25 protein-coding genes are annotated in these 23,720 nt (G+C 65.5%); 14 read left to right on the top strand and 11 right to left on the bottom strand.

Annotation, left to right across the window (positions count from 1 at the left end; translation table 11 throughout):
• From ACFRAU_RS09575 to ACFRAU_RS09565, 3 genes are all read left to right on the top strand, one after another.
• On the top strand, nt 1–801 hold an 801-nt coding region (locus tag ACFRAU_RS09575; RefSeq protein WP_377999722.1), incomplete at its 5' end, for a helix-turn-helix transcriptional regulator.
• A 17-nt stretch (nt 802–818) separates the two neighbouring features.
• Nucleotides 819–1,082 carry a hypothetical protein gene (locus ACFRAU_RS09570; protein ID WP_377999721.1) on the top strand — a complete coding sequence of 88 codons (264 nt, stop codon included), beginning with the start codon at nt 819–821 and terminating at the stop codon, nt 1,080–1,082.
• A 205-nt stretch (nt 1,083–1,287) separates the two neighbouring features.
• Nucleotides 1,288–1,905 (top strand): hypothetical protein, encoded by a 618-nt coding sequence (locus ACFRAU_RS09565; RefSeq protein ID WP_377999720.1) that lies wholly within the window; start codon nt 1,288–1,290, stop codon nt 1,903–1,905.
• A gap of 13 nt (nt 1,906–1,918) precedes the next feature.
• On the opposite strand, the gene ACFRAU_RS09560 is transcribed toward ACFRAU_RS09565, so the two are convergent.
• On the bottom strand, nt 1,919–2,959 hold the full coding sequence (locus ACFRAU_RS09560) for an NAD(P)-dependent alcohol dehydrogenase (RefSeq protein WP_377999719.1): 1,041 nt from the start codon (nt 2,957–2,959) through the stop codon (nt 1,919–1,921).
• A gap of 95 nt (nt 2,960–3,054) precedes the next feature.
• On the opposite strand from ACFRAU_RS09560, the gene ACFRAU_RS09555 reads away from it, so the two are divergent.
• From ACFRAU_RS09555 to ACFRAU_RS09545, 3 genes are all read left to right on the top strand, one after another.
• A complete protein-coding gene (locus ACFRAU_RS09555) occupies nt 3,055–3,726 on the top strand; it encodes a TetR/AcrR family transcriptional regulator (protein WP_377999718.1) in 672 nt (223 codons plus the stop codon).
• A 77-nt stretch (nt 3,727–3,803) separates the two neighbouring features.
• The gene (locus ACFRAU_RS09550; protein WP_377999717.1) at nt 3,804–4,109 is read left to right on the top strand and encodes a hypothetical protein; all 306 of its coding nucleotides are present in this window, start codon (nt 3,804–3,806) and stop codon (nt 4,107–4,109) included.
• Nucleotides 4,110–4,225: 116 nt separating this feature from the next.
• The gene (locus ACFRAU_RS09545; protein WP_377993480.1) at nt 4,226–4,915 is read left to right on the top strand and encodes a VTT domain-containing protein; all 690 of its coding nucleotides are present in this window, start codon (nt 4,226–4,228) and stop codon (nt 4,913–4,915) included.
• Nucleotides 4,916–4,934: 19 nt separating this feature from the next.
• Here ACFRAU_RS09545 and ACFRAU_RS09540 read toward each other — a convergent pair whose 3' ends face one another.
• Both ACFRAU_RS09540 and ACFRAU_RS09535 read right to left on the bottom strand, forming a co-directional pair.
• Entirely contained in the window at nt 4,935–6,305 is a 1,371-nt protein-coding gene (locus ACFRAU_RS09540) for a sensor histidine kinase (protein ID WP_377999716.1), read from the bottom strand.
• The gene (locus ACFRAU_RS09535; RefSeq protein ID WP_377999715.1) at nt 6,302–7,000 is read right to left on the bottom strand and encodes a response regulator transcription factor; all 699 of its coding nucleotides are present in this window, start codon (nt 6,998–7,000) and stop codon (nt 6,302–6,304) included. The genes ACFRAU_RS09540 and ACFRAU_RS09535 overlap by 4 nt, the downstream gene beginning before the upstream one ends.
• Before the next feature lie 111 nt (nt 7,001–7,111).
• On the opposite strand from ACFRAU_RS09535, the gene ACFRAU_RS09530 reads away from it, so the two are divergent.
• Complete coding sequence (locus ACFRAU_RS09530; RefSeq protein ID WP_377999714.1) at nt 7,112–8,383, top strand: hypothetical protein; 1,272 nt, start codon at nt 7,112–7,114, stop codon at nt 8,381–8,383.
• A 245-nt stretch (nt 8,384–8,628) separates the two neighbouring features.
• The gene (locus ACFRAU_RS09525) at nt 8,629–9,720 is read left to right on the top strand and encodes an EAL domain-containing protein (RefSeq protein ID WP_377999713.1); all 1,092 of its coding nucleotides are present in this window, start codon (nt 8,629–8,631) and stop codon (nt 9,718–9,720) included.
• On the opposite strand, the gene ACFRAU_RS09520 is transcribed toward ACFRAU_RS09525, so the two are convergent.
• On the bottom strand, nt 9,717–10,229 hold the full coding sequence (locus ACFRAU_RS09520; protein WP_377999712.1) for a VOC family protein: 513 nt from the start codon (nt 10,227–10,229) through the stop codon (nt 9,717–9,719). The two genes, ACFRAU_RS09525 and ACFRAU_RS09520, sit on opposite strands and share 4 nt — an antisense overlap.
• A 65-nt stretch (nt 10,230–10,294) precedes the next feature.
• Here ACFRAU_RS09520 and ACFRAU_RS09515 point away from each other — a divergent pair, with 65 nt between their 5' ends.
• Nucleotides 10,295–11,089: a helix-turn-helix domain-containing protein gene (locus ACFRAU_RS09515; protein WP_377999728.1), complete on the top strand. Its 795-nt coding sequence runs from the start codon at nt 10,295–10,297 to the stop codon at nt 11,087–11,089.
• On the opposite strand, the gene ACFRAU_RS09510 is transcribed toward ACFRAU_RS09515, so the two are convergent.
• Genes ACFRAU_RS09510 through ACFRAU_RS09495 form a run of 4 tightly spaced genes read right to left on the bottom strand, consistent with a single transcriptional unit; the run spans nt 11,090 to nt 14,175 of the window.
• Nucleotides 11,090–12,133 carry a sulfate/molybdate ABC transporter ATP-binding protein gene (locus tag ACFRAU_RS09510; protein WP_377999711.1) on the bottom strand — a complete coding sequence of 348 codons (1,044 nt, stop codon included), beginning with the start codon at nt 12,131–12,133 and terminating at the stop codon, nt 11,090–11,092. It lies immediately after the preceding gene.
• The gene (locus ACFRAU_RS09505) at nt 12,130–12,951 is read right to left on the bottom strand and encodes an ABC transporter permease (protein ID WP_377999710.1); all 822 of its coding nucleotides are present in this window, start codon (nt 12,949–12,951) and stop codon (nt 12,130–12,132) included. The genes ACFRAU_RS09510 and ACFRAU_RS09505 overlap by 4 nt, the downstream gene beginning before the upstream one ends.
• A 7-nt stretch (nt 12,952–12,958) precedes the next feature.
• The gene (gene modA, locus ACFRAU_RS09500) at nt 12,959–13,768 is read right to left on the bottom strand and encodes a molybdate ABC transporter substrate-binding protein (RefSeq protein ID WP_377999709.1); all 810 of its coding nucleotides are present in this window, start codon (nt 13,766–13,768) and stop codon (nt 12,959–12,961) included.
• A complete protein-coding gene (locus tag ACFRAU_RS09495) occupies nt 13,765–14,175 on the bottom strand; it encodes a molybdopterin-binding protein (protein WP_377993490.1) in 411 nt (136 codons plus the stop codon). Before ACFRAU_RS09495 ends, modA begins: the two co-directional genes overlap by 4 nt.
• 211 nt (nt 14,176–14,386) lie before the next feature.
• On the opposite strand from ACFRAU_RS09495, the gene ACFRAU_RS09490 reads away from it, so the two are divergent.
• Genes ACFRAU_RS09490 through ACFRAU_RS09475 form a run of 4 tightly spaced genes read left to right on the top strand, consistent with a single transcriptional unit; the run spans nt 14,387 to nt 17,479 of the window.
• Nucleotides 14,387–15,130, top strand: a complete 744-nt coding sequence (locus ACFRAU_RS09490; protein ID WP_377999708.1) for a phosphatase PAP2 family protein — start codon at nt 14,387–14,389, stop codon at nt 15,128–15,130.
• 38 nt (nt 15,131–15,168) lie between these two features.
• Nucleotides 15,169–15,840 (top strand): response regulator transcription factor, encoded by a 672-nt coding sequence (locus ACFRAU_RS09485; protein WP_377999707.1) that lies wholly within the window; start codon nt 15,169–15,171, stop codon nt 15,838–15,840.
• On the top strand, nt 15,837–16,820 hold the full coding sequence (locus ACFRAU_RS09480) for a sensor histidine kinase (protein ID WP_377999706.1): 984 nt from the start codon (nt 15,837–15,839) through the stop codon (nt 16,818–16,820). The genes ACFRAU_RS09485 and ACFRAU_RS09480 overlap by 4 nt, the downstream gene beginning before the upstream one ends.
• 20 nt (nt 16,821–16,840) lie before the next feature.
• Nucleotides 16,841–17,479 (top strand): DedA family protein, encoded by a 639-nt coding sequence (locus ACFRAU_RS09475; RefSeq protein WP_377999705.1) that lies wholly within the window; start codon nt 16,841–16,843, stop codon nt 17,477–17,479.
• 27 nt (nt 17,480–17,506) lie between these two features.
• On the opposite strand, the gene ACFRAU_RS09470 is transcribed toward ACFRAU_RS09475, so the two are convergent.
• Together ACFRAU_RS09470 and ACFRAU_RS09465 are read right to left on the bottom strand one after the other, a co-directional pair.
• Nucleotides 17,507–17,797, bottom strand: coding sequence for an antibiotic biosynthesis monooxygenase family protein (locus ACFRAU_RS09470; RefSeq protein WP_377999704.1), 291 nt, complete (start codon nt 17,795–17,797; stop codon nt 17,507–17,509).
• Nucleotides 17,798–17,865: 68 nt separating this feature from the next.
• Entirely contained in the window at nt 17,866–18,516 is a 651-nt protein-coding gene (locus tag ACFRAU_RS09465; protein WP_377999703.1) for a dienelactone hydrolase family protein, read from the bottom strand.
• A gap of 1,014 nt (nt 18,517–19,530) precedes the next feature.
• Here ACFRAU_RS09465 and ACFRAU_RS09460 point away from each other — a divergent pair.
• Nucleotides 19,531–20,496 carry a spherulation-specific family 4 protein gene (locus ACFRAU_RS09460; RefSeq protein ID WP_377999702.1) on the top strand — a complete coding sequence of 322 codons (966 nt, stop codon included), beginning with the start codon at nt 19,531–19,533 and terminating at the stop codon, nt 20,494–20,496.
• Nucleotides 20,497–20,656: 160 nt separating this feature from the next.
• Here the strand turns inward: ACFRAU_RS09460 and ACFRAU_RS09455 are convergent, their stop codons facing one another.
• Nucleotides 20,657–23,572: a BTAD domain-containing putative transcriptional regulator gene (locus ACFRAU_RS09455; RefSeq protein ID WP_377999701.1), complete on the bottom strand. Its 2,916-nt coding sequence runs from the start codon at nt 23,570–23,572 to the stop codon at nt 20,657–20,659.
• Between the last annotated feature and the right edge of the window lie 148 nt (nt 23,573–23,720).

The following is a 23,720-nucleotide window of genomic DNA, read 5'->3' as shown; positions in this document are numbered from 1 at the left end:
ACCCCCGAGCAGGCCGGTGTCCCGCTCTACAGCGGATCCCGCCGGGTCCCCGGCCTGCGCCGCGAAGAAGTCGCGCATCTGGCCGGCGTCAGCGTCGACTACTACGCCCGTCTGGAACGCGGCAAGATCTCTGGCGCGTCCCGCGAAGTCATCGAAGCAATCGCCCGCGCCCTGCAGCTCGACGAGGACGAACGCGACCACCTGCTCGACCTCGCGCGGATCACTCAACGGCGCGCGCCGCGACGGAAACCCTCCAACCGCAGCACCGTCAGGCCAGGTATTCAGAGCGTCCTGGACTCCATCGATGCCCCCGCCTTCGTGCAGAACGGCCGGCTTGACCGCCTTGCCTCCAACAGGATCGGCCGGGCACTCTACTCACTCCCCGAAGACGGATCCCGTGACCGCTTCAACTATGCGCACTACCTGTTCCTGGACTCACGCGCCCCGCGTTTCCACCGCGATTTCGACACCGCCAAACACAACGTCGTCGCGCTCCTGCACGCCGCAACGGCCCGGGACCCGTATGACAAAGAGCTGATCGAGATCATCGGAACGCTCTCAACCCAAAGCGAGGAATTCCGCTCACTCTGGGCATCCCACGACGTTTACCGTTACCGGTCCGGGCAAAAAATGCTCACCCATTCGGCCGTCGGCGACCTCGAATTCGGCTACGAATCATTCGAACTCTCCACAGACCCAGGCCTGGTCATGCTCGTATACACCATTGAACCTGGATCCGCGACAGCCGACGCCATGCGGATACTCGCCAGCTGGACCGCCCCGGCCCTCCACTCCCACTGACAATGAAGCACTCACCGGTGCCGTTTGATGAACCGCAAGCGGCCCGCGGGGACCTCGACGCCGTCGCCGAACTGATTGAACTTGCCGCGGAGCGGGAAGACATCGAAGAGCTGCGGAGTCTTGCGGAGCGCGGCAGCAGGGACGCCGCAGACCAGCTTGTTGAACTCGCCGCAGAAAAATCGGACCTGGATGAGCTTCGGCGGCTCGCCGCCGGCGGCAATAGCGATGCTGCCGACGTTCTCACCGAGCTCACGGATGAAGGCTCCGACGACGACGAATGAGGGTCCGTGGGCGACGCGGGGTAAACCCCCTCCCGGGGCCGGCGCACTAGGAGAGCGCGCATTAAGAGAACGTCAATTTCTGCCCTGCTGGCGTATGGAAAGCGTTAAGGCCCGTTCCCTGAGCCGTCGCCGGTGGTGCCATTAAAGGGAGAGGACACAGCAGCCACCCCGGCCGCCGTCCGATCCTCGTCAGGAGCCAACCAGCATGAACACCACCTCGCGGATGGAAAACGCATCCGGTCTTCCCTCCGCTGCCTGTCCCCACCGGGACTTCGTCGCCGTCGATGAGAGCGGGGAGTTCTCGTATCACCGGTCCGAGCAGGATCTGGTGGCTGCATTCGAGTACCCCGCCGAGGCTGCGTGCATCATCGACCGCAGCGGCGGCGGCTACCGGCTGGCACTGGATCCGGACCGGCACCTGGTTCTGGGGCCTGCACGCGGCCCGGTGGAATTCCACTGGCTCCGGCAGGCGTGGCTGGACGCGCAAAACGACCACCCCGAACGGCACCGGCTCCGGCGCTTCTTCCCGCCTACCCAGGAAGAGGTGATCCAGGACGTGTTCGAAACCCTCGCCCTGGAACACGGGCCAGAGCCGGCCGAGGGTTCGTGGTCTCTTGGCGTCAACGGCACCGCGTTCTATCCAGCGAATCTGGCGGACCTCGACAGCTGGCTCGCACGCCAGGACCGGATGGAGCATATTCTCGTGAAGGACCCCTTCGGGCACCTTTACCGGCCGTCGCGGCACCGCGGATACTGGTACCTGCCCGCGGACGCAGGGTTCATCCTGTACGTTGAAGTCCCGGCGCCGAACGTCCCCCGCTGAATCCTGCCCGCGGTCATTTATCGTCGGCGAGAACGGTGATGGCGATTTTGCCGCGCACGTCCCCGGCCTCAAGGTGGCGCATGGCATCCGGAACCTCGTCGAGCGTGTACGTCCTGTCGACGCTCGGCGTCACCTGGCCGGACTCGATAAGCGGGGTAAGCCGTTCGAGGTCGCTGGCGCGCTCCTTGGAAGCGAGCATGGTCAGGCGCTGACGCAGGAACAGGGACACCAGCGGTGCCCGCAGGCTCCGGCCGAAGCCTCCCGTCCACCTGCCGCCTTCCTCGCCTCCAACGATGACGGCGGTTCCCGTGGGTGTGAGGGCGCGCCGCAGCCGTGAGAGCGGAGGGTTCCCTCCGATGTCGAGTATCAGGTCGTATTGGCGCGTTCCGTCGGCGAAGTCATCCTGCGTGTAGTCCAGCACGTGGTCGGCCCCGAGGGAACGCACCAGATCTGTCTTTGCGGCGCTGCTGACGCCGGTGACCTCGGCCCCGAGGGCCTTGGCCAGCTGCACGGCGTAGCTGCCGACGCCGCCCGAGGCGCCCAGGATGAGCACCTTCTGCCCGTGCTGCGCCCTCCCGGCGTCGTACAGCGCCTGGATGGCCGTCCCGGCCGAGATCGGAACCACCGCCGCCTGCTCGAATGACAGGTTCGCCGGCTTGTGGGCGAGCTTGTCCTCCAGCGCCGCGGCGTACTCGGCGAACGATCCCCTGGACATTCCGTATACCGCGTCGCCCACGGCGAACCGGGTCACCGAGGAGCCGACGGCGGCGACGGTTCCGGCGACGTCGATCCCGGGCACCCGGTTCTTCGGCGCGCGGAACCCGAACCCCATGATGCGCATGAGGTACGGACGGCCGGCCATGACGTGCCATGTTCCGCGGTCCATGCCCGCCGCGTGCACACGGACCAGCACTTCGTTCTCAGCGATATCCGGGAGCGCCATCTGGCCGCGACGAAGAACGTCAACGGTGCCGTATCCGTCCTGCAGAATGGCCTGCATGGTGTGGGCAGTCGATGCGTTGTCCGCGGACTTGGCGCTTGTGGGGTCAGTCATTTCGATCCTTTCAATGTGTTTGCCTTACAAAGTACGGTTAATGTACCGTACAAAGTACGAACGGTCTATGCCCCGAATTAAAATCTGGAGTCTGCATGCCTGCGCCAACGAACAACAGCCGCCCGCGCCTCAGCCGGGGGGAGGTGCTGCGCGGCGCCGTCGCCGTTGCGGATGCCGGCGGCATCGCATCCCTGACCATGCGCTCACTGGCCGACGCGCTCAAGGTCAAGCCAATGTCCATCTATCACTACGTCGCCAACAAGGACGAGGTCCTCGACGGCATCGTCGACATGGTCTTCAGTGAGATCGAGTTGCCCATGATCGGCGGCGATTGGCGGGCAGAGATGCGGCGGCGGGCCGCCTCCGCGCGTGAAGCGATGCGGCGCCATCCGTGGGCGATCGGCCTCGTCCAGACGCGAACAAGCCCCGGTCCGGCCACCCTGAAGCACCATGACGCCGTCATCGGCGCCCTGCGCGGGGCGGGCTTCTCGGTGGCGATGACCGCCCACGCCTTTGCCCTGATCGACGCGTACGTCTACGGCTTCGCCCTCTCCGAGGCGACGCTGCCAATCAACGGCCCCGAGACCGTCACCGAAGTCGCTGAACAGATGATGGGTCAGTATTCCGCCGGGGACTACCCCCACCTCGTCGAGTTCTCAATCGAGCACGTGATGAAACCCGGCTACGACTACGGTGCGGAGTTCGAGTTCGGTCTGGACCTGGTCCTCGAAGGCCTCGCCAAGGTGTCAGGGGCGCGGCAACTTTGAGTTGATGCCACGGTATTGCCGCCCTCGCAGGGTGCTACTACGATGTGCGCATCTTGAGACCAAAGGAGGTCCTTGCCATGTCATGCATCGTCACGGTTAAGATTCACGGTGATACGGATGCCTTCACCAAATCGCTCGAGGAACGCTCGGACGAGTACCGCGAGATCTCCGGACGCGGCCGGGAGCAGGGCGCCATCCACCATCAGTTCGCCGTCGGGGATGGCTTCATTCTGGTGGTCGACGAGTGGGAGTCCGCGGAAGCATTCGAGAAGTTCTTCAGCCAGCCAGACCTGAAGGCCTTCATCGGATCCGTCGGCGGCGACCCCAACACACCCCCGGAGATTACCTTCGGGGAATCCATCGACTCTTCGGACAGGTTCTGAGCTGACCACGCTCTTGGCGCAGCCCGCCGTCGACGTCATCGATTCGACGTAGACGAACGGGTTGTGCCAGGTGGCGACCCTTCACGCGGGCCTGGCACGGGCATACGCTGGGGGCCATGCATCCCGTGGGTATCACCGCCGTCCTGTCTGTCCGGCCGGTCACCGGGCTTCTTCCGCCGTGGATGGATCCGAACGTGTTCCTCCGCGATCCCGCCGTCGCGCCCTGGGTCATCGTGGTGGTGTGCGCGTTCCTCTTCATCGAAACGGGCATTCTGGTCGGGTTCTTCCTGCCCGGGGATTCACTGCTGTTCACCGCCGGGCTGCTCGTCGCCACCGGCACAGTGCATGTGAACATCCTGCTCCTGGGAGCCGCCGCGTTCGTTGCGGCGTTCGCGGGCGACCAGACGGGCTACCTGATCGGGCGCAAAGCCGGCCCTGCGGTCTTCAAAAAGCCCGGCTCCCGCTGGTTCCGCAGCGAATACACGGACAGGGCCCACGAATTCTTTGAAAAATACGGGCGCCGGTCCGTTATCCTGGCCCGCTTCGTGCCGATCGTGCGGACCTTCCTTCCCGTCACCGCCGGCGTGGGCAGGATGGGGTACCGGACGTTCATCGCGTTCAATGCGATCGGTGCGCTGCTGTGGGGTGTGGGCGTGCCGCTGCTCGGGTTCTGGCTGGGCCGCTACGACTGGATCGGCGCGAACATCGACCTGATCTTTATCCTGATCGTGCTGATCTCCTTGGTTCCGATCGGGATCGAACTGCTGAAGAACCGGCGGACAAAGTCTGGTGACACCCAAGCCTGAACCAAGCCGGACGGTCAAGCTACCGGACGTCCAACTGGAGTACGGGGATCGTCAGCCGCACGATCAGGCCGGAGCCGGCTGCGTTCTCGAGGGTGACCGTGCCGTTGACCGAGGCCGCTGCGGCGGCGACGATTGCCAAACCCAGACCGGAACCGTCCGCGGTGCCGCGCACTTTGTCTGCCTGCGAGAACCGGTCGAACGCGTGGGGGAGGAACTCCGGATCGATGCCGGGCCCGTTGTCAGCGATGGTGGTGGTGAGCTGCGGGGGATCCCACCTAATGGCGGCGGTGATCTGCCCTTTCCCGTCGAGGGCGCGGAGGGCGTTCGACAGCAGGTTATCGAGCACCCGGCCGTAGAGCAGTGCCGGCATCGCCACCGGTGCTTCGTGTTCGACGCGGTCGGGCACGATCAGGTCAATCTCGACGTCGCCGCTCATTGCGCGGAGCCGCGCCCGGTCGATGGCCTCGCCGGCCTCGTCGACGAGGGCGCCCACGGTGGTTGGTGTCGGCGGGCGTCCGGCGTCCAGGCGGGACAGTTCGAGCAGGCTCTCGACGAGTTCGGTCAGGCGTGTGGTTGCCCGTTCGGCGCCGGCGATGTCGGAGTCGATGCTGCTGCGGTCGCCAGCGCGGAGCAGCTCCAGTTGCGCCTGCAGAACCGCCAAAGGCGTGCGGAGTTCGTGGCTGGCATCCGAAACCAACTGCCGTTCCCGCGAGGCTGAGGCCCGGAGGTCGTCGATGAGCCGGTTGAGGGTCCTCGCCAGATCCGTGATTTCATCCTTCGCCGGGCCCACGGGCAACAGTTCTGCGGTGCCGGAGGCGACGATTGCTTCCGCGCTCCGGCGAAGCTGGGTGACCGGCCGGAGTGCGGCCCCAATCAAATGCCAGGAGACAGCGCCGAACAGAAGGGTGAGGGCGCCCAGGCCGAGGGTGAGGCCGGCCGTGAGGTCTGTGAGGACCAGGGCGGATTCGTTCTGGTTGCGGGCAGAGATGATGGTCCAATTTCCGGCGCGGGTCTGGACGGTTTCGACGGCCACCATGTAGGTGGCGCCGCCCGCGGCCACCTGCTGCGGGCCCGTGTCGGCGAGGTCGATGAGGGCCATATTCGAGGTAATCGAGGCCGGCAGTGTCGAAGTCTTCGTGGTCCCGGCGGGGTCGATGACGGCCACAAGCTGACCTTCACCGGGATTATCGGCCGGTTCGTTCGGCTCCTGCTGGATGGCCGTCTCGAACGGGACGGCATCGTCTTGGAGCACTTCGAACGCCGCATTCTTTACGATCTGATCGACCTGCTGCCGGACGAGGAGGGAGACGGAGCCGAAGAAGACGGCGGCCAGCAACAGCGTGCCGATGGTGATCCGGGCGCGGACGGAGAGCCTGTTCAGGGCTGTCATCGGTCCCGCGTCAGCTCGAAGCCGACACCCCGCAGGGTGCGCAGGCTCACCCCGGTGGGGAGGCGTTCAAGTTTGCGGCGGAGGTAGCTGATGTACTGGTCGACGATGTTCGGATTGGTGTGCTGAACCGTCCCCCAGATCTCCAGCAGGATCGCCTCGCGCTGCACCGTCTCGTCGACGTTCTGGGCCAGGAACCGCAGCAGCGCGAATTCCTTCGGGCTCAGCGGAACCACCTTCTCGCCCGCCCGCACCACATGGTCGTGGCTGTCGATCGTCAGCCCGCCAACCTCGATCCGGGGGCTGATGGCCAGACTCTCCCTGCGCCGGAGCGCGCGGAGCCGGGCAGTGAGTTCGCTGAAGGCAAAGGGTTTGGTGAGATAGTCGTCGGCGCCCGCATCCAGGCCCCGCACGCGGTCGCTGACGTCATCCCGGGCCGTGAGCATCAGGATGATGAGCGAACTGGAGGCATCGCGCAGCCGCCGGCAGAGTTCGAAGCCGGACATCCCCGGCAGCATCACATCGAGCACAGCGATGCGGTAGTTCCCTTCCTGCGCGGTGATCAGGGCCGTCGTGCCGTCTTCGATCCAGTCTGCTTCATAGCCCTCGCTGGTGAGTCCGCGGGCGAGGAGAGGGCCGAGCTCGGCGTCGTTTTCGACGACGAGAACACGGACGGGACGGTCGGTTGCTGCGGCCATGGGGCAATTCTTGCCGTGGTGGCGCTTTCTGAACAAATCATGTGAGAACTCTCAGGCTGACGTGCTTCGGTTCGCAGTTCCGCTGAAGCATCGGCTGGAAATGTGCAGCCCATGAGCACACGAGAGATGACATCCCCGCCCACAGTCACACGGCGGCTGAGCAAAGTCCCCGAGATCACCATCTGGTTCTGGATTATCAAGATCCTCTGCACCACTGTCGGCGAGAGCTTCGCCGACTTCATCAACGTGGCCCTCGGAGTGGGCCTCGTTCCAACCGCAATCATCTTCACCGTGGCCACCGCTGTCGTGCTTGCCGTGCAGATGAGGCTCCGGCGCTACCGCCCGGGCGCGTACTGGCTCATGGTCGTCATGCTGAGTATCACCGGAACCCTCTATACCGACCTCCTCACCGACCAGGCTGGCGTACCCCTCTGGGTAAGCTCCAGCGTGTTCGCCGCGATGCTTGCCGTTGTTTTCACCATCTGGTTCGTCAAAGAACGGACCCTCTCCATCCACAGCATCGTCACCGTGCCCCGCGAAGCCTTTTACTGGCTCGCCGTTCTGGTGACCTTCGCTCTCGGCACGGCCCTGGGCGACTGGACTCTCGAGCTCACCGGCTGGGGGCCCGGCCTTTCGATCCTGCTGCCCCTGGTCCTCATCGGCATTGTCACCGCCCTCTGGCGATTCGGCGCCGACCCGGTACTCGCCTTCTGGATCGCCTACATCCTCACCCGCCCCCTCGGCGCGAACATCGGCGACTGGCTGGGTCTCACCGCCCCCGAGGGCGGCATGGGCCTCGGCACCCTCACGACGAGTATCATCTTCCTGGCCGCAATCCTGGCCACCGTTGTGTACCTCTCGGTCAGCAAAGCCGACGTCGTCGAACGCGCATCCAACAAGGCAGCGCCCGCTGCGCCGCCCGCACGCCGGCGGACCGCGTTGGGCATCCTGTCTGCTGTCGCCGTCGGCACGGTGGCGCTCCTCGCATACACGAACAGCCTCCCGCACGCCAGCGCCCTTGCCGCCGAAGGCACCGCAGCGGGCTGCGCTGCCGGCTCCGCCCCACTGACCGGGTCAGAGGCCAAAGCGGCAGCGCATGCCAACTTCCCCGCCTCGAACGTCGCCGAGTTCCGAACCATCGCCTCGGACACCCTCGCACTCGTCAAAAAGGGCGACCAGTCCGGTGCGGCGGCCCGGATAACCGACCTGGAAAGCGCCTGGGACGACGACCAACCTGCGCTCAGCGCCGCGGACTGTGCCGCGTGGACTTTCATCGATCAGCAGATCGATCCCGTCCTGACCGCTGTCCGCTCGCACACTCCCAACCGGGCGACGGAACAGACAGTCTTGAATGACCTCCTCACAACTCTCGGAGGTGCCTGACGCCACCCGGATGGTGGTGTCAGGTTGGCCCGCCGGCGGGCCAGGAAGTACGACGCCGGTGCGTCGCCTTAGGGGGCAGGTCAGCACCCGCCATGCCTAACGGCCGCGGTCCAGCCAGTGCCGTTGTTTTACAGGCAGCGAAATACTCTTCACGGATCTGTAAAGGCGGCTCACCTGCGTTTATGATGCATCCAGAGGCAGAAGTCCAGCCAGCGGCCAGCTGCCCGGAACCTGAGGAGTGCCCATTGGACAGTACCCGGTTCCCTGACGAGGACAGTTGGGCGGGCGAGGACTCCGGCTCCGATATCCCCCTGGTGCGGGAGCAGGCCTACGAGATCATTGACGCGGTCCTGGCCGGCACGGATCCGGAAGGGGCCGAGGTCCGGGACCGGCTGCGGGAACATGTGGCGGCGCATCCCGGAAACCCGGAAGCGGCACTTCACGAGCACCTGGTTTTCACCCGTTCCCTGGCCCGGCAAACCAGCACCGGGCCCACGGCCGGCGGACGGAGTGAGGACGTAAGCCACGGCCGGGCAGCCATCGAGGCGGTCCTGCACGCCGGCATGCTCGTCACGGCCTTCCAGCCCATCCATGATCTTGGCCGCGGCGGTGTCATCGGCGCGGAAGCCCTGACGCGTTTTGTGTGGGAGCCCGACGGCGACGGTGCGGGTTCCTGGTTCAAAAATGCCGCGGCCGCCGGCCTGGGTGCTGACCTGGAGTTCTCAGCGCTGCAGGCGGCTGTGGCGGCGGCGCAGGATCTGCCGCACCACCTGGTTGTGGCACTGAACCTCTCCCCGGCCGTGTGCCTGGATCCCCGGCTGCCGGGATTCCTGGAACACGCGCCTCTGGAACCGTCCCGGATCATGCTGGAACTCACCGAACCGCTACAGCCCGGTGAAGTGGACCCCCTGCTGGGTGCCCTGGCGCCACTGCGAAGTTCCGGCATGGGGTTGGCGGTGGACGAGGCCGGCACGGACGCTGCCTCCATGCGCCACATCCGGTCCCTGCGGCCGGAGGTCATCAAGATCGGCCGCGGCATGGTTGCAGGGATCGACGCCGATCCAAGCCGCCAGTACCTGGTGGCCGACCTGGTCGAGTTCGGACGCCAGACGGGAGCCGCGCTGGCCGCCGTCGGAATCGAAACCGCCGCCGAGCTTGCTGTCCTGACCCGGCTGTCAGTGGCCGCCGGCCAGGGGCACTTCCTGGGAAGGCCCACGGTCGACGCCAAGGAATGGGCCACCTGGGCCAGCCATGCCACCCCGGCAGCCGAAAGCGGGCACGGAAGGCACGGTCGCCACACGGCCGGACGGCCACAGCTGGACGGGCACCAGGGTTAGCCCTGCCGCGCGGCCCATTCCTCCACCCGGCGGTTGCTTTCCTCTTCGGAGAGGTCTTCCACGCGGGTCATGATGGACCAGCGGACGCCGAAGGGATCCCGGATGCTGGCGTACCGGTCGCCTGAGACAAACGTGGACAGCGGCTCGCGGATCGTGGCTCCGGCCTGCTCCGCACGATGCACCAGGGCGTCTGCGTCCGCGCAGTAGAGGCCCAGGGAGTAGCAGTCGTTCTCACCCTCCGGCGCCGGAACCAGATGGTATTCGGGGTTGGGTTCGCCCAGCTGCAGGTGGCCGCTTCCAAAGTCGAGTTCCGCATGGACCACCACTCCGCGCATCTCCGTGGCACCGACGACCCGGGCGCCGAACACGTCCTGGTAGAAGGCGATCGCTGCCCTGGCGTTGGTCACGGCAAGGAACGGCGTGAGGCTGGTCAGGCCGTTCGGAATTCCGTGCGTGGTGTGCTCTCCGTGGGCGGCCGTGGTGGATTCGGTGCTTGTAGTATCTGTCATGGCTATGACGCTACGTGCCCGGCCAGGGGCGGCGCTTGGAGATTCGCGACAGTCTGAGGGGACCGGTGGAGAGTTCGTTCAAGGGGATCCTGTACCCGGCCCGGCTTCCCACATTTCACCGCCTTCCGGCGCCGGCCTCCGTGGCGGACCTGGTCCAGTGGTTCTGGATTCCCGAGTGGGACATCGAGCCCGGCCGCACATCCCGCCAGCACCTTATCGCCTACCCCGGTTCCAACCTCGTGGTGCAGCCTGACGCCGTCGTCTTCTCCGGCCCCACTACCCGCGCCGCCCACCGGGACCTGGCTGGCAGGGGCTGGGCGGTGGGTGCGTTGCTGCGGCCGGCGGCCGTGCCGCTGTTCACCGCGGATCCTTCGAGCCTGCGGGACACGGAAGCGGCGGTGGCCGCGGAGGGACTGCACCGTTCCGTTTCGGAGGCCATGAACACGCACGACGGCGGTACCCGCCGTGGGCGGGCAGTGGACGCCTTTGCGGGGTGGCTGGCTTGCTTTGCCGGGCCCGCGGTGACCGAGGAGGCGCTGCTGGCCAACCGGCTGATGGACGTCACTGCTTCGGATGCCTCTCTGGTCCGGGTGGAGGACGCCGCGTCTGCGCTGGCGGTTTCGCAGCGGACCCTGCAGCGGGTGGCCAGGAAATACATCGGCCTCAGCCCGGCCGCGCTGATCCGCCGTCGACGCCTTCAGGACGCTGCGGAGCGGACGTGGCTGGATCCTTCAGCGGATCTGGCAGCGATAGCTGCCGAGCTGGGCTACGCCGACCACGCCCACCTGACGAATGACTTTCAGAAGTACCTGGGATTCACACCGAGCACGTACCGGCGGGCGGTTGCCGGCGAGCGGTGATTAGGCGGGGTAGATGGTGATGGCCGCGGCCTTGATGACGAAGTAGACGTCGGTTCCCGGCGCGAGGCCGAGGTCGGCGGATGCAGCGGGGGTGATGTCGGCCGCGAGGTGACCGGCCCGGGCCCGGATGAGGTCGCCGTGGGGTTCGAGGTCGGTGATGGTGACTTTGAAGGTGTTCCGTGGGCTGCCGTGTTCGGCGGTGGGGTAGATGGAGACCGCCGACGGCGGGAAGGCCGCCACGCCGGGGTTGCCGGGGTGCGCTGTGTCGTCCCGGTGTCCGGCGATGTCCAGGCCGTGATCCGTGGTGAGGCCGCTCCCGGTGATGGCGCCGGTGAGGAGGTTCAGGCCGGACAGGCCTGCGGCGAAGCGGCTGCGGGGTTTTTCGAGGACCTCCCGGGTGGGGCCGTGTTCGGTGATGTGGCCGTTCTCGATGACCATGACCCGGTCGGCGAGCATGAGGGCGTCGAGGATGTCGTGGGTGATGATGAGGGCTTTGCGGCCGGCGAGGACGCGTTTGAGCAGGCGCCGCAGGAGCGGCGCGGCGTGGATGTCCAGGGCGGCCATCGGTTCGTCCAGGAGGAGCAGTTCGGGGTTGGTGGCCAGTGCCCTGGCGACGGCGACGCGCTGGGCCTGGCCGCCGGAGAGCTGGCCGGGGCGGCGTTGGGCGAGTTCTGCGGCGTCGACTTCGCCCAGCCAGTGCCGTGCTGTTTGGTGCGCCTCTTTGCGGGAGATTCCCGCCGCGCGTGGCCCGAAGGCCACGTTTTCCAGCACGCTCAGGTGCGGAAAGAGCAGCGGTTCCTGGGCCAGGAGGGCGGTGCCCCTGGCGTGCGGAGGCGTGAAGTGGCCGCCGTCGATGTCGAAGAGCGTTGCGTCGCCGAGTTCGGCGTAGCCGGTGTCGGGCCGGAGCAGCCCGGCCGTGATGCCGAGCAGTGTTGATTTCCCGGCGCCGTTGGGTCCGAGGACCGCCACGGTTTCAGCCGTTCCGAGGCTGAGGGAGACGTCGAAGTTGCGGGCGCGCAAGGCCGCGTTCAGTGTGAAGGTCATGCGGGGGTTGCCTCCGTGGCGGGCTGCGTGCGGGACCGCCGGTAGGAGAGTCCGACGACGGCCACGGCCACCGCCACCAGGACCAGGGAGAGGGCGACGGCGGCGTCGGCGTCCGTTTCGCGCTGCAGGTAGATTTCCAGCGGCAGGGTCCGGGTGACGCCCTGCAGGCTGCCGGCGAAGGTCAGGGTGGCGCCGAATTCACCGAGGCAGCGGGCGAAGGACAGTACTGCACCCGACGCCAGTCCGGGCAGGACCAGCGGGATGCTGACGCGGCGCAGGACGGTGGTGGGGCGGGCTCCGAGGGTGGCGGCGACTGCTTCGTACTTGGTGCCGGCGGTGCGCAGGGCCCCTTCGAGGCTGACCACCAGGAAGGGCAGGGCAACGAAGGTCTGGGCGAGCACCACGGCGGTGGTGGAGAACGCGATCTGGATCCCTGCCAGTTCGAGGGTTTTCCCGAGCAGGCCCTGGCGGCCGAACGTGTAGAGCAGGGCGATGCCGCCCACCACTGGTGGCAGCACCAGCGGCAGGAGCACGAAGGCACGCAACAGCCGTTGTCCGGGGAAGTTCCCGCGCGCGAGCACCAGCGCCAGCGGCACTCCGAGGACGATGCACAGCGCAGTGCTGGCCGCGGACGTGCGCAGGCTTAGGCCCAGCGCGGTGAGCGAGGACTCTGAGGTGATGAGTGGAACGAACTGGGTCCAGTTAACCTTGGCCACCATGGCCGCCAGCGGCAGCAGGACGAAGAGCCCTCCTGCTGCCGCGATGGCGTAAATCCACAGCGGAATGCCGGTGTAGCCGGCACCGCGGCGTGACGTCATCCTGCGGTCACGGGGCGCCGAATCCGGCGTCGGACAGTACCTTCTTGCCCTCGGCGCCGGTGACGGCGGCGATGAACGCCTTGGCCAGGTCCTTGTTCTTGCTGGCACCCACCGTGGCGATCGGGTAGGTGTTCACGGCCTTGTCCGACTCGGTGAACGGGATGCCCTTGACCTTGCTGCCGGCGGTCTTGACGTCGGTGACATAGACCAGGCCGGCGTCGGCCTCACCTGAGGTGACCTTCCCCAGGACATCGGTGACCGAGGATTCCTCGCTGACCGGCTTCAGCGTGGTGCCGGTGGCCTGTTCCACCTTGTCCGTCGCGGCCCCGCAGGGCACCTGCGGGGCGCAGACCACAACCTTGACCCCGGGCCTGGCGAGGTCGGCGAAGGACGCGATCGACGCCGGGTTGGACGCCGGCACCGCGATCTCCAGCACGTTGGTGGCGAAGTTCGTGGCGGAGCCGTCAATGAGCTTCGCGTCGGAGAGCTTGGTCATGTTCTTCGTGTCGGCGGAGGCGAACACGTCCGCGGGCGCGCCCTGGGTGATCTGCGTGACCAGGTCCGAGGATCCGGCGAAGTTCAGGGTGACCTTGGCGCCGGGGTTGGCGGCCTCGAAGTCGGCGGCGATCTTGGTGAAGGTGGCCTTCAGTGATGCCGCGGCGAACACCGTCACCGTGCCGGAGGGCTTGGCGGTTTGGCTGGCGCTGGCCGTGCTGATGGCTACCGGGGTGGTGTTGCCTCCGCCGCAGCCTGCCAGGCCCGCGGCGAGGGCACCGGCGGCCAGCAGGGCTGTGATGTTCTTGCGGGTGAACCTCATATGATGCTCTTTCCTTGGGGTGTTTCGATGATGACGGTGGTGGCTTTGACCACGGCGGTGGCCACTGAACCAAGTTCCAGTCCGAGTTCACGGACGGCTTCGCTGCTCATGAGGGACACCACCCGGAAGGGGCCGCACTGAAGCTCCACCTGCGCCATGACCTTGTCGGCGGTGATCCCGGTGACCAGGCCAACGAACCGGTTCCGTGCGGACCGGCCCACCTTGGTGGGGTCATCGGGCAGCTGGGCCTGCTGCCGGGCGAGGTGGGCAAGTTCAAGCCCGTCCACGGCCAGGCGGCCGGAATCATCCTTGATGGGCGCAAGGGTCCCGTTTTCTGTCCAACGCCGGACGGTGTCGTCGCTGACACCGAGGAACCGTGCTGCTTCAGCGACTCGTATTTTGGCCATGGACCCAGATTATTCCCTATATGCGGTTCCAGGCAGGCGTTGGACCCGTAAATCCGAATGTGACTGGCAGGCTGTCCCTGCACGTAGACGTCGCAGCGAGGCCCGGGGGTTTCGCAGCCACGGGTTCTTTAGAGTTTTCTTAGTGCCCTCCTTCCACACTTAGAAGGAGGCAGGCATAGAGCGCTGCCGCAGCAACCAGGAGGAGTGGCCAGTGGGCAGGGCTGAGATCGAACGAGACGTCACAGCGGAGCGAACACGGTTGGCGGTGCTGCCGCAGCTGCAGCACTGGATCGCGGTGCCGCTGATGTTCGCCGTCCTGATTGTCGCCGCAGGATTTTCGCTGCGATCCTCAAGGGACTTCACGGGCGCGGACTTCGCCGTCGATGCCGCGTTGAGCCATCACCACACACCGCCCCGGACCGCGATCGCACTTATCGTCAACGTCCTCTTCAGTCCCGCGGCCGGCGTAGTGATCATTGCCGCGATTTGCCTGTTCCTGCTGCTGGTGCGCCGGAGCCCGGTGAATGCGTTCGCCACCGGACTGGTGGCGGCCGGCTCGTGGGTCAGCAGCGAGCTGTTCAAGCTCATCGTGGCCCGGCACCGTCCCGACTCCGCAGCGCTTTTCGACCCCCTGACCCCGGAGCCGGGTACGGACAGCTTCCCCAGCGGGCACACCGCCCTGGCGGTGGCCATCGTCATCGCGCTGTTCCTCCTGGCGCGGGGCAGCCGCTGGCAATGGCCGGTCCTGGTGGTGGGAGCTGCGGTGGCCCTTACGGTTGCCCTCTCCCGCATCTACCTGGGCGTTCACTACCCAACGGACGTGGCGGCGTCGTTCCTTACGTCCCTGACCGGAGCCTCCTTCATCACGGGACTCTGGAACAGATACGGGTTGGCGGCGCTGGCGCGCCTGCCGTTCCTGGCCCGGCTGGGGCCGGTTCCCGCCCCGGTCTCCTGACCAACAGGGCCATACCGGATTGGGAGAGAATGGCAGTCATGGACGCGGACCGGAAGAAGCGCGTGCTGCTGGTGGAGGACGACCGGCAGCTCGGGCCCCTCATCGCTGAACTTATCGGGGACGACTTCGACGTGACCCTTGCCCGTGACGGCCAGCAGGGGCTGCACCTCGGCCTTACGCGGGAGTGGGATGCCCTGGTGGTGGACCGCGGGCTCCCGCTTCTCGACGGCGCAGCCCTGGTCATGGCGCTCCGGGGCAAGGGAGTGACTGCGCCGGTGCTGATCCTCACCGCCCTGGGGACGGTGCAGGACAAGGTGGACGGCCTGGACGCGGGCGCCAACGACTACCTGGTGAAGCCGTTCGACGCTGCCGAGCTCGCCGCCCGGCTCCGCGCCCTGACCCGCACGTTCCGTCCGCCGCTGCGGACCCTGCCGCTCGGGGACTGGACGTACGACGCCGGCACCCGGCTTTTGCTGTCACCCTACGGTGACCGCGTATCGCTTTCCCCCAGGGAGGGTTCGCTGCTTGAGGTGCTGGCCGCCGAACCGGAACGGGTCTTCTCCCGGGCGGAGCTCCTCGGCAGGGTGTTCTCTGCGGCGGATCAGCCGGGCGCCGTTGACACCTACGTGCACTATCTGCGCCGGAAGGCGGGCCGCGGCATCATCCGCACCGTGCACGGCGCCGGATACCAGCTGGGGGACCCATCATGAAAGCGTCCGACGCCGACCGGCAGATCCTGCGGACCGCCGCCCGTAAGGTGAGTGCCCAGATTGCGCTGGTATGCGCCGCGAGCGTCGCCGTCGTGATCCTGGCGCTGGTGCTGTTCGCACTCTACCGTTCCCAGCCCGCCGAACTCGTGCAGCATCCTGCCGGCGCCGGCAGGATCTACATCGACGAAGCCGATGGCCTGCTGGCGCTGATCCTGGGCGGCGCGCTGGGTGTGGTGCTGGCGGCCGCCGCCGGCCTGGTCAGCGCCAGGAGTGCGGTGAAGCCACTGGGCGAGGCACTGTCCGCACAGCGGCGCTTCGTCCAGGATGCCAGCCATGAGCTGCGGACCCCGTTGGCCGTGCTCGACGCCCGGCTGCAGCTCGCCCAGCGCAAAGCCGGCCCGGAGAGCCCGGCCGCACCGACACTTGCCCGGCTCCGCCAGGACAGTGCCGGGCTCGCGGAATTGGTGGACGACCTGCTGCTGATGTCCGCGCCGGCATCCACGGAACAGCTGGAGCCGACGGACATAGCCGCGCTGGTCCCGGCCGTGGCGGACGATCTTCGGCTCCTCGCAGGAGAGGCCCGGATCGGGCTGCAGTGCACCGTTGCCGCCGGGGCTGCCGGACTTCCCCGCGTGCGGGTCCCCGCGCATCTGCTCCGCCGGATGGTCACGGCACTCGTGGAGAATGCCCTCTCGCACACCCCTGAGGACGGCCGGATCGACGTCAATGTTTCGGCGGCGGGCCGGAAAGTCCGGATCATGGTCCGGGACACCGGTCCTGGAATCCTGGGCATCGAGCCCGGGCAGGTGTTCGAACGGTTCGCCCGCGGAAGGCCGGCCTGGCACAACCCGGCACGGCGCAGTTACGGAATCGGACTGGCACTGGTGAAGGAGGCGGCCTTGCGCCACGGCGGCGATGTGACGGTGGCAGAAACGGGGGCGCAGGGAACAGCCCTGAGCCTGGAACTGCCGGCGGCCTAGCAGGACGGGACGGAAGCGGCGTGGGCGGACTCATTGAGGGCATCCTGGGCGTCAGCCCTGCACTGGCCTATACCCTGGTGGCACTGCTCGTTTTCGCCGAGGACGCCCTGTTCGTAGGCTTCGTGATACCCGGCGAGACGGCCGCGGTGCTCGGCGGGGTGGTGGCCAGCCGGGGCCAGGTGCAGCTGGGGCTCATGATGGGCCTGGTGGTTCTGGCCGCGGTCATTGGTGACACCGTCGGGTATGAAGTCGGCAAGCATGCGGGGTCCAGGCTGCTGGAAACCAGGGCCCTCAAACGCCACCGGGACAAGCTGGACAAGGCGCAGGACTTCCTGCGGCGGCGCGGCGGTGCTGCCGTGTTCCTGGGCCGCTTCATTGCATTCTTCCGCGCAGTGATGCCTGCGCTCGCCGGTGTTTCCCGGATGTACTACCCCCGGTTTCTGGCCTTCAACGCCGCCGGCGGACTGGCCTGGGGTACAGGATTCGTGCTGCTGGGCTACCTGGCCGGCAATTCCTATGAGACGGTTGCCAAAACCGCCGGCAGGGATCTCACGGCCGTCATTGTGGTCGTGGCGATTATTGCCGCCGTGGTGTGGCGCGTCCGCACCGCGCGACGGAGAAGGCATCGGGCGGCGCACCAGCCCGACAAGCATGGCTAAAAGGCGCGCGTGGAGGCCAGCCCGTGGTCAGAATTCGACGACTTCGAATTCGAGCAGGTCTGCACCCGTGGCCACCGGCTGGCGGTCGCCGCCGTGCGCCTCGCGGGCCTGGCCGCTCCGCCAGTTCTGGAAGTCCTCTTCGGTGGACCAGGTGGTGACCACGAAGTAGCGGTCGTCGCCCTTGACCGGGCGGAGCAGTTGGAAGCCTTCGAATCCGGGCTGCCCGTCGACGGCGTGTGCCCGGGCGGCGAAGCGCTGCTCGAGTTCGGGGCCCTTGCCCTCGGGGACGTGGATGGCGTTGATCTTCACAACAGACATGGTGTTCCTTTCGTGGGGGAGGAGCTGGGCGATCTTCTGCAGACGAAGCAGGAGTTACCAGAAGTCTGTCATCCCTCCGCAGCATCGTGGTCTTGCAACAGATAGTAAGTGAACCAGTCGGCGGCGAGGGTGGCCGCCTGGGCCAGTGTCCCGGTTTCCTCGAAGAGGTGGGTGGCTCCCGGGATGATTTCGAGCCGCGTTGGCGCCCGCATCAGGGCCATGGCCTGGCGATTGAACGCGAGGACCTGGGGATCGGCACCGCCGACGATCAGCAGGGTCGGGGCGCGGACGGCCGTTAGCCGGGGACCGGCCAGGTCCGGGCGTCCGCCTCTCGAAACAATGGCCCCGATCCGCGCATCCGGTTCGGCTGCTGCCCAGAGGGCGGCGCCGGCTCCGGTGCTGGCCCCGAAGTAGCCGATGCGGCTCGACGCGGTGTCATCCCTTGTGCCCAGCCATCGGATAGCGGCTGCGAGCCGACGTGCCAGCAGGGCGATGTCGAAGACGTTGCCACGGTTGGCTTCCTCATCGGGGGTCAGCAGATCCAGCAGCAAAGTCCCCAGCCCGGCGTTTTGCAGTACCGAGGCGACGAACCGGTTGCGGGGGCTGTGCCGGCTGCTGCCGCTGCCATGGGCGAACACCACAACAGCCTCGAACTGCGCGGGCAGGTGCAGGCTCCCGTGGACGCTGACGTTGCCAGCGTCTATTTCCACGTCAGGCATGGCAGGTTCTCCAAGCTCAAGGCCGGCGAGGGCAGGCTGCGGGCCCATTCCAGTAGATACCCGCGAGGCAAGAGGGGCAACAGAGCCGGAGGATCCGCCCGCGGGCTGCAGGATCCACCCCGTAGGCCGGAAGGCTGGCAACGATCCTGCCCAGGCCTTCATGCTCATGAACGACCACAAGATCACGGACGAGTGCATCCTCAGACAGATCCACGGGAAACCGGTAGGGCGCCGGGGCCACGCCACCTTCGCCGTTTCTGGTTGAGGCTTCAGGCGCCGGGTAAGGCCATTGATATATCCATCTCAGTACCAATGCCGTTCTGCACCCAGGCTGTGAAGTCCGCTAGGGACATGAAGCAGTAGTAGTCGCAGTAGCGCAGACCGTCATCCTGTTCCTGGCTCATGACCGTCGCCCGATTTCAAGCGCACGAGTTGGCTCGGGAAGAAGCTCAGGCCGGCGGTCTCTCCAGCTGGCATGCGCGGCATGATGCGACCGGCCTCCCGAGCCATTGCGTATTTGAGACATTGTTGTTTGGCCTCTTGGAATCCTAGGCAACATGACTATTTCCTTCGAGTGGTTTGTAGCGGGTTGGTATTCCAAGGCTCGCGCGAGCCGCTTAAGCCATCCTTAGCCAGGCCGGTGGTCTCGTAGCCGACAAGCGACTGCATCCATCCGGCGGAGTGTGAAATCGCTTCAAGATCACGAGTACCGAATCACCAGAGTCCGCGTAGTGACCAGGGAAGCGGGGCCGCTCGAAGGCGGCGGCGTAGGCGGCTCTGGCCAGGTACCTGCGGTGCCAAGGTTCCTTCGTCAATAGCTTGTCTCGGGAGCAACCTCGATTTGTCACGTCGATTAAGGATCGCTTAAGGCGGCTACGCAATTCTGGGAGCGCGGGACGGGAGCAGAAACGTGTGTATCGGAACCGTGCAGTGGTTGCCCCACCTTCAGGACCGCGTGAGTCCACGACCGTTATCCGCAAGTCACCGTCATACTCTCCGTACAAAGGAAGTGCCATGATTCACATTTCAAACCGTACGCCGGCCTTCGTGGCGGTGACGGCAGCAGCAATCAGCCTCTGCTTGGCAACGCCCGCCGTGGCGGCGACAGACCCCGCACCGCCCCTCACGTCAGCAGAGCAGAGAGAGCTAGTACCCGCCTACTTCTACCCTCGGGTCAATCCCAATGACGGGATCGTTGACCAGTGGGAGCGGATGTGCAGCGTTGCAAAAGGCAAATCGATAATCGTAATGAATCCGAATTCCGGGCCGGGCGTAAAAGTGGATTCGAATTACACCGCTGCCGTGAAGTATTGCCGGGATAGGGGTCACAAAGTGGTCGGTTATGTCTACACAAACTATGGGCAGAGGGATCCGCAGGGTGTCCGCGACGACGTAGACAAGTATTTGCGGCAGTACGAGGCCGACGGCATTTTTTTGGATGAGATGAATAACTACGCGCAGAGGGCGGCGTTCGGCGGAATGACGTCACGAAGCTACTACAGCGCTATCAGCAAGTACGTTCGCACACATGGTGCAGACCCAGTAGGGCCAGCCCAGATGGTCATAGCCAATCCGGGTGATGTATCTCAAGAACAGGGGCCGTGGGCTATTGATCCCAACTACAATTCTGGGCAGAAGGTGGTTGATGTTCTTGTGGTCTTTGAAGGCACTGCGGCCAAGTACAGCACTTGGGCGCAGCCGACCTGGGTGTATCAAGGAACCGACCGCGTTCAGGCGTACCGGTTTGCCCAGTTGGTGCACTCTGCTAGAGCTATTCCCCGCTCACAGGAGCAATCCCTATTGGAACTGAGCAGGAACCGTCATGCAGGCTATGTCTACGTGACACCCGAAGTTGAAATAAAGGATGCGGGAGGCCACGTGACAAACCCGCTGTGGAACGAACTGTCTCCATATTGGTTCAATCGGATTTTACCCCCCGTTGCCCCGGTAGTCGGAGCCAATGGCACTCTGTTCGAGTAGGCCAGAAGGCGGCGCGGACTCATGAGCGGGGCCCTCCAGCGCGCTTGAGAGTTATCGGAACTGGTTCCGTTGAATGGCCTCAGCTTTCTGACAAAGAGACTTCGCCGAGAAGCGGTTTTAGCCGCTTCTCGGCTGTCTGCCAAATGGCCCCGCATAACCGTCAGGACCAGGGCGCCGCGCTCACGACGTTGCCTTTGGGCGACTCGGAGACTGACGGAATGCCCTGGCCGCGGCTTTGCCCTTCGCCATCGAGCACTTCGTGAACTGCCTGCGTGAGAGTCAGCGTCTGCCCTTTCGCCCAAGCCAGACCGAAGGTAATCGGGCCAGCCTCCGCGCGTGCCTTGGTAATGATGGAATCGACACGTCTGTGTTCTGGGGCGCTGAGCGGGTGTCCCCTGTCGTAGCGATAGGCATCGGCAGCAGCGAGCACACGGATGGCCTGTTCGAGGCGGTGCTGATGGACGTAAACGCTGGCCAGTGACTCGAGGAACCCTACTATATTGCCCTGTGCGCCGAGCTCGACTGCGGTGCCCAGCGCCTCGTGCAGCATTTTTTCTGCCGCTTCGTAGTCCCCGGTCTTTTCCGTTGAATCGGCGAGGTTTGTCAAGACAATTCCCAAGATTGCACGGTCCCCGAGTGGGCGTGCAAGATCGACGCTGGCGCGACTCAATTCAAGAGCTCGGGTGTGGTCGCCGGCATAAAAGGCTGAGAGCCCAAGGACAATGAGTGCAGCAACGCGGGCACGAGGGCTGGCATGCGGCGATGACAATGCTTCGGTGGCAAGTCGCTGCGCCGTAGGGTTGTCGTTCTGTTCCAGCGCTTGCAGCGCCAAGCACATGGTGGTCCAAGCGACGCCCTGGGCGTTGCCTGCAGCTTGGAAGGCGTGCAGGGCCAAGTGGTGAAGGTTGGTCGCCTCGTCGTTGCGGCCGCGTATCCAGCAGAGCGTGGCAGTTCCACTGAGAGCCGGGGCTCTTAGGGCCGGTGATGCATCCGGTGTAGCCGCGACTAGGCCGAGGGAAATCGCGCACGGTTCAGCCACGTCCTCCGTGAGTTCCCAATAGTGCCAGAGATGTCCGACCAGTCTCAAGGCCAAGCTCGTCGAGCCGTTAGGCCCGGTTGCCCACAGGAGCGCTCCGCGAAGATCCGGCGCGTCTGCGTGCAGTTGCTTGAAAGCATCGACCTGATTTTTGGTCCACAATTGTGGGCTGACGGTCTCAGCTAGGCCCAGATAGAACTCAGCGTGTCGGCGTGCAACGACTGCGTCGCCTAGCAAGGTCAGGCGATCGCGGGCGAACTCCCGTATCGCCTGCAACATTGACAGTCGGGTTCCTCCAGCTTCATCGGTGTAGCGACGTAACAGACTATGTCGCACGAGGCCGGTCAGCAGATCGTCGGCCGCGGCAGTATCCGGGGCCAATCCGCAGATAGTGCCCACCGCTGCCACAGTTGGATCGGCGGCGAAGACTCCCAGCTGATCGAAAAGGCGCCGCTCACTCTCACCAAGCAGTTGATAACTCCACCCAATCGTTGCCGTGAGGGTGCGCTGGCGATCTGGAAGATCGCGGAAAGCTGCGGGCAGGGCGGCGAGGCTAACCTCTAGGTCCTCTAGGAGAACGTTCTCTGTTCGCCGCCGCAACTGGGCTGCAGCCAGTTCAATAGCCAGCGGCAGTCCGTCCAGACGGCGACAAAGGCGAGTGATGATGGAAGCGTTGTTGTCATCGAGGGTCAATTGCGGGCGGACTGCTCGACCGCGGGCCAGGAAGAGTTTCACCGCTGGCACTTCCTGCAGCAAGTTCGGAGGGAGCGGCGGGTCGAGTGGCGGGATAGTCAGCGGGGCGAGCTCGTATTCATACTCTGCCCGCAATCCAAGGGGTCGTCGGCTTGTGGCCAGGACCCATAACTCCGGTGCGGCGGTAAGCAAATCCAATACAACCGGCCACGCTTCCTCCAGATGTTCAAAGTTATCCAAGACAAGCAACAGTCGGCGTGAGCGGAGGAATCGGCCCACAATCCTCAGCGGGTCGGAGCCGCCCCAGTTCTCCAGTCCGAGACCAGCCGCGATTGCGGCTGGCACTTGGTGGTTCTCTGTAAGTGGCGCGAGGTTGATCCAGCAAACGCCATCGGTCATCCTCGCCCCGATCCTGGCCGCGGAAGCCAAAGCCAATCGGGTCTTGCCGGTTCCGCCCGGACCGGTAACGGTGACCAGCCTGCAACCTTCGGTGACATACAAGGAACACAGTTTTTGGAGCTCAGTTTCCCGTCCAACTAGCGGCGTGAGTTCGGCAGGAAGATTCTCCATTCGTTTTCTGATCGGACGGTGGCCGTCTAAAGCTGGCGCTGCGAGAGACGGGTCCTGTCGCAGTACCGATCGCTCCAACTCTCGAAGGCGCGAGCCTGGATCGATACCCAGCTCCTCCATGAAGACCTTGCGAGCGTCCCGGCAAGCGGCCAGCGCGTCAGCCTGCCGATCGGAGCGGTACAAAGCGAGCACGAGCGAGGCCCATAATCGCTCCCGGTATGGTTGTCGCGCGATCAAAGACTGCAACTCACCGACCAAGGCGACGTGGCGGCCCATCGCGAGCTCGACGTCAACCAGGTTCTGGTAGATGTCCAATCGGGCCTCTTCCAGTGCATCCAGCTCCGGCCGAAAGACTTCGAGGTCAAATAGATCAGGAAAAGCCGGTCCTCGGAAGAGCTCTACAGCTTGGCGGAGGCAGGTCGCGCCGCCGATCAGATCTCCAGCCTGAACTGCCAGCTCACCGGCTGCGACCTGCTGCCGGAACAGCAGGAGATCAAGCTCTTCCTCGGTGACTGCCAGGACGTAACCTCCCGATTGGCTGGCCAGCCGCCGGGAGGGCACACCCTTTGGGCGATCAGGTTCGAGCATACGCCGCAAATTCGCGACGTAAACTTGCAGCTGTGGACCCGGTTTTGCGGGCGGGCTACCTGCCCAAACGGCGTCAATCAAGAAATCGGATGTTACGACGGAGTTGGCCCTCAGGGCTAGACATTCGAGCACTATTCGCTGCTGACCGGCGCCGACCGCAATCGGAGCGCCATCGACGATAACCTCCAAGGGACCTAGGGCTCGTACCAATAGCGCACCCATTCGCGACGCACCCCTCACCTGAGAGTCACTCACCGGCGTCGAACTGCCCCGCTCCCGCCAAGCCTGTCAATTGGGCATGCTTAACGCTCGCCTGAAACTCGCTGAGCCTTAATCC

This window comes from Arthrobacter sp. NPDC056691 (assembly GCF_042791415.1).
GTDB lineage: Bacteria > Actinomycetota > Actinomycetes > Actinomycetales > Micrococcaceae > Arthrobacter.
This window is presented reverse-complemented; position numbering and strand designations above follow the sequence as displayed.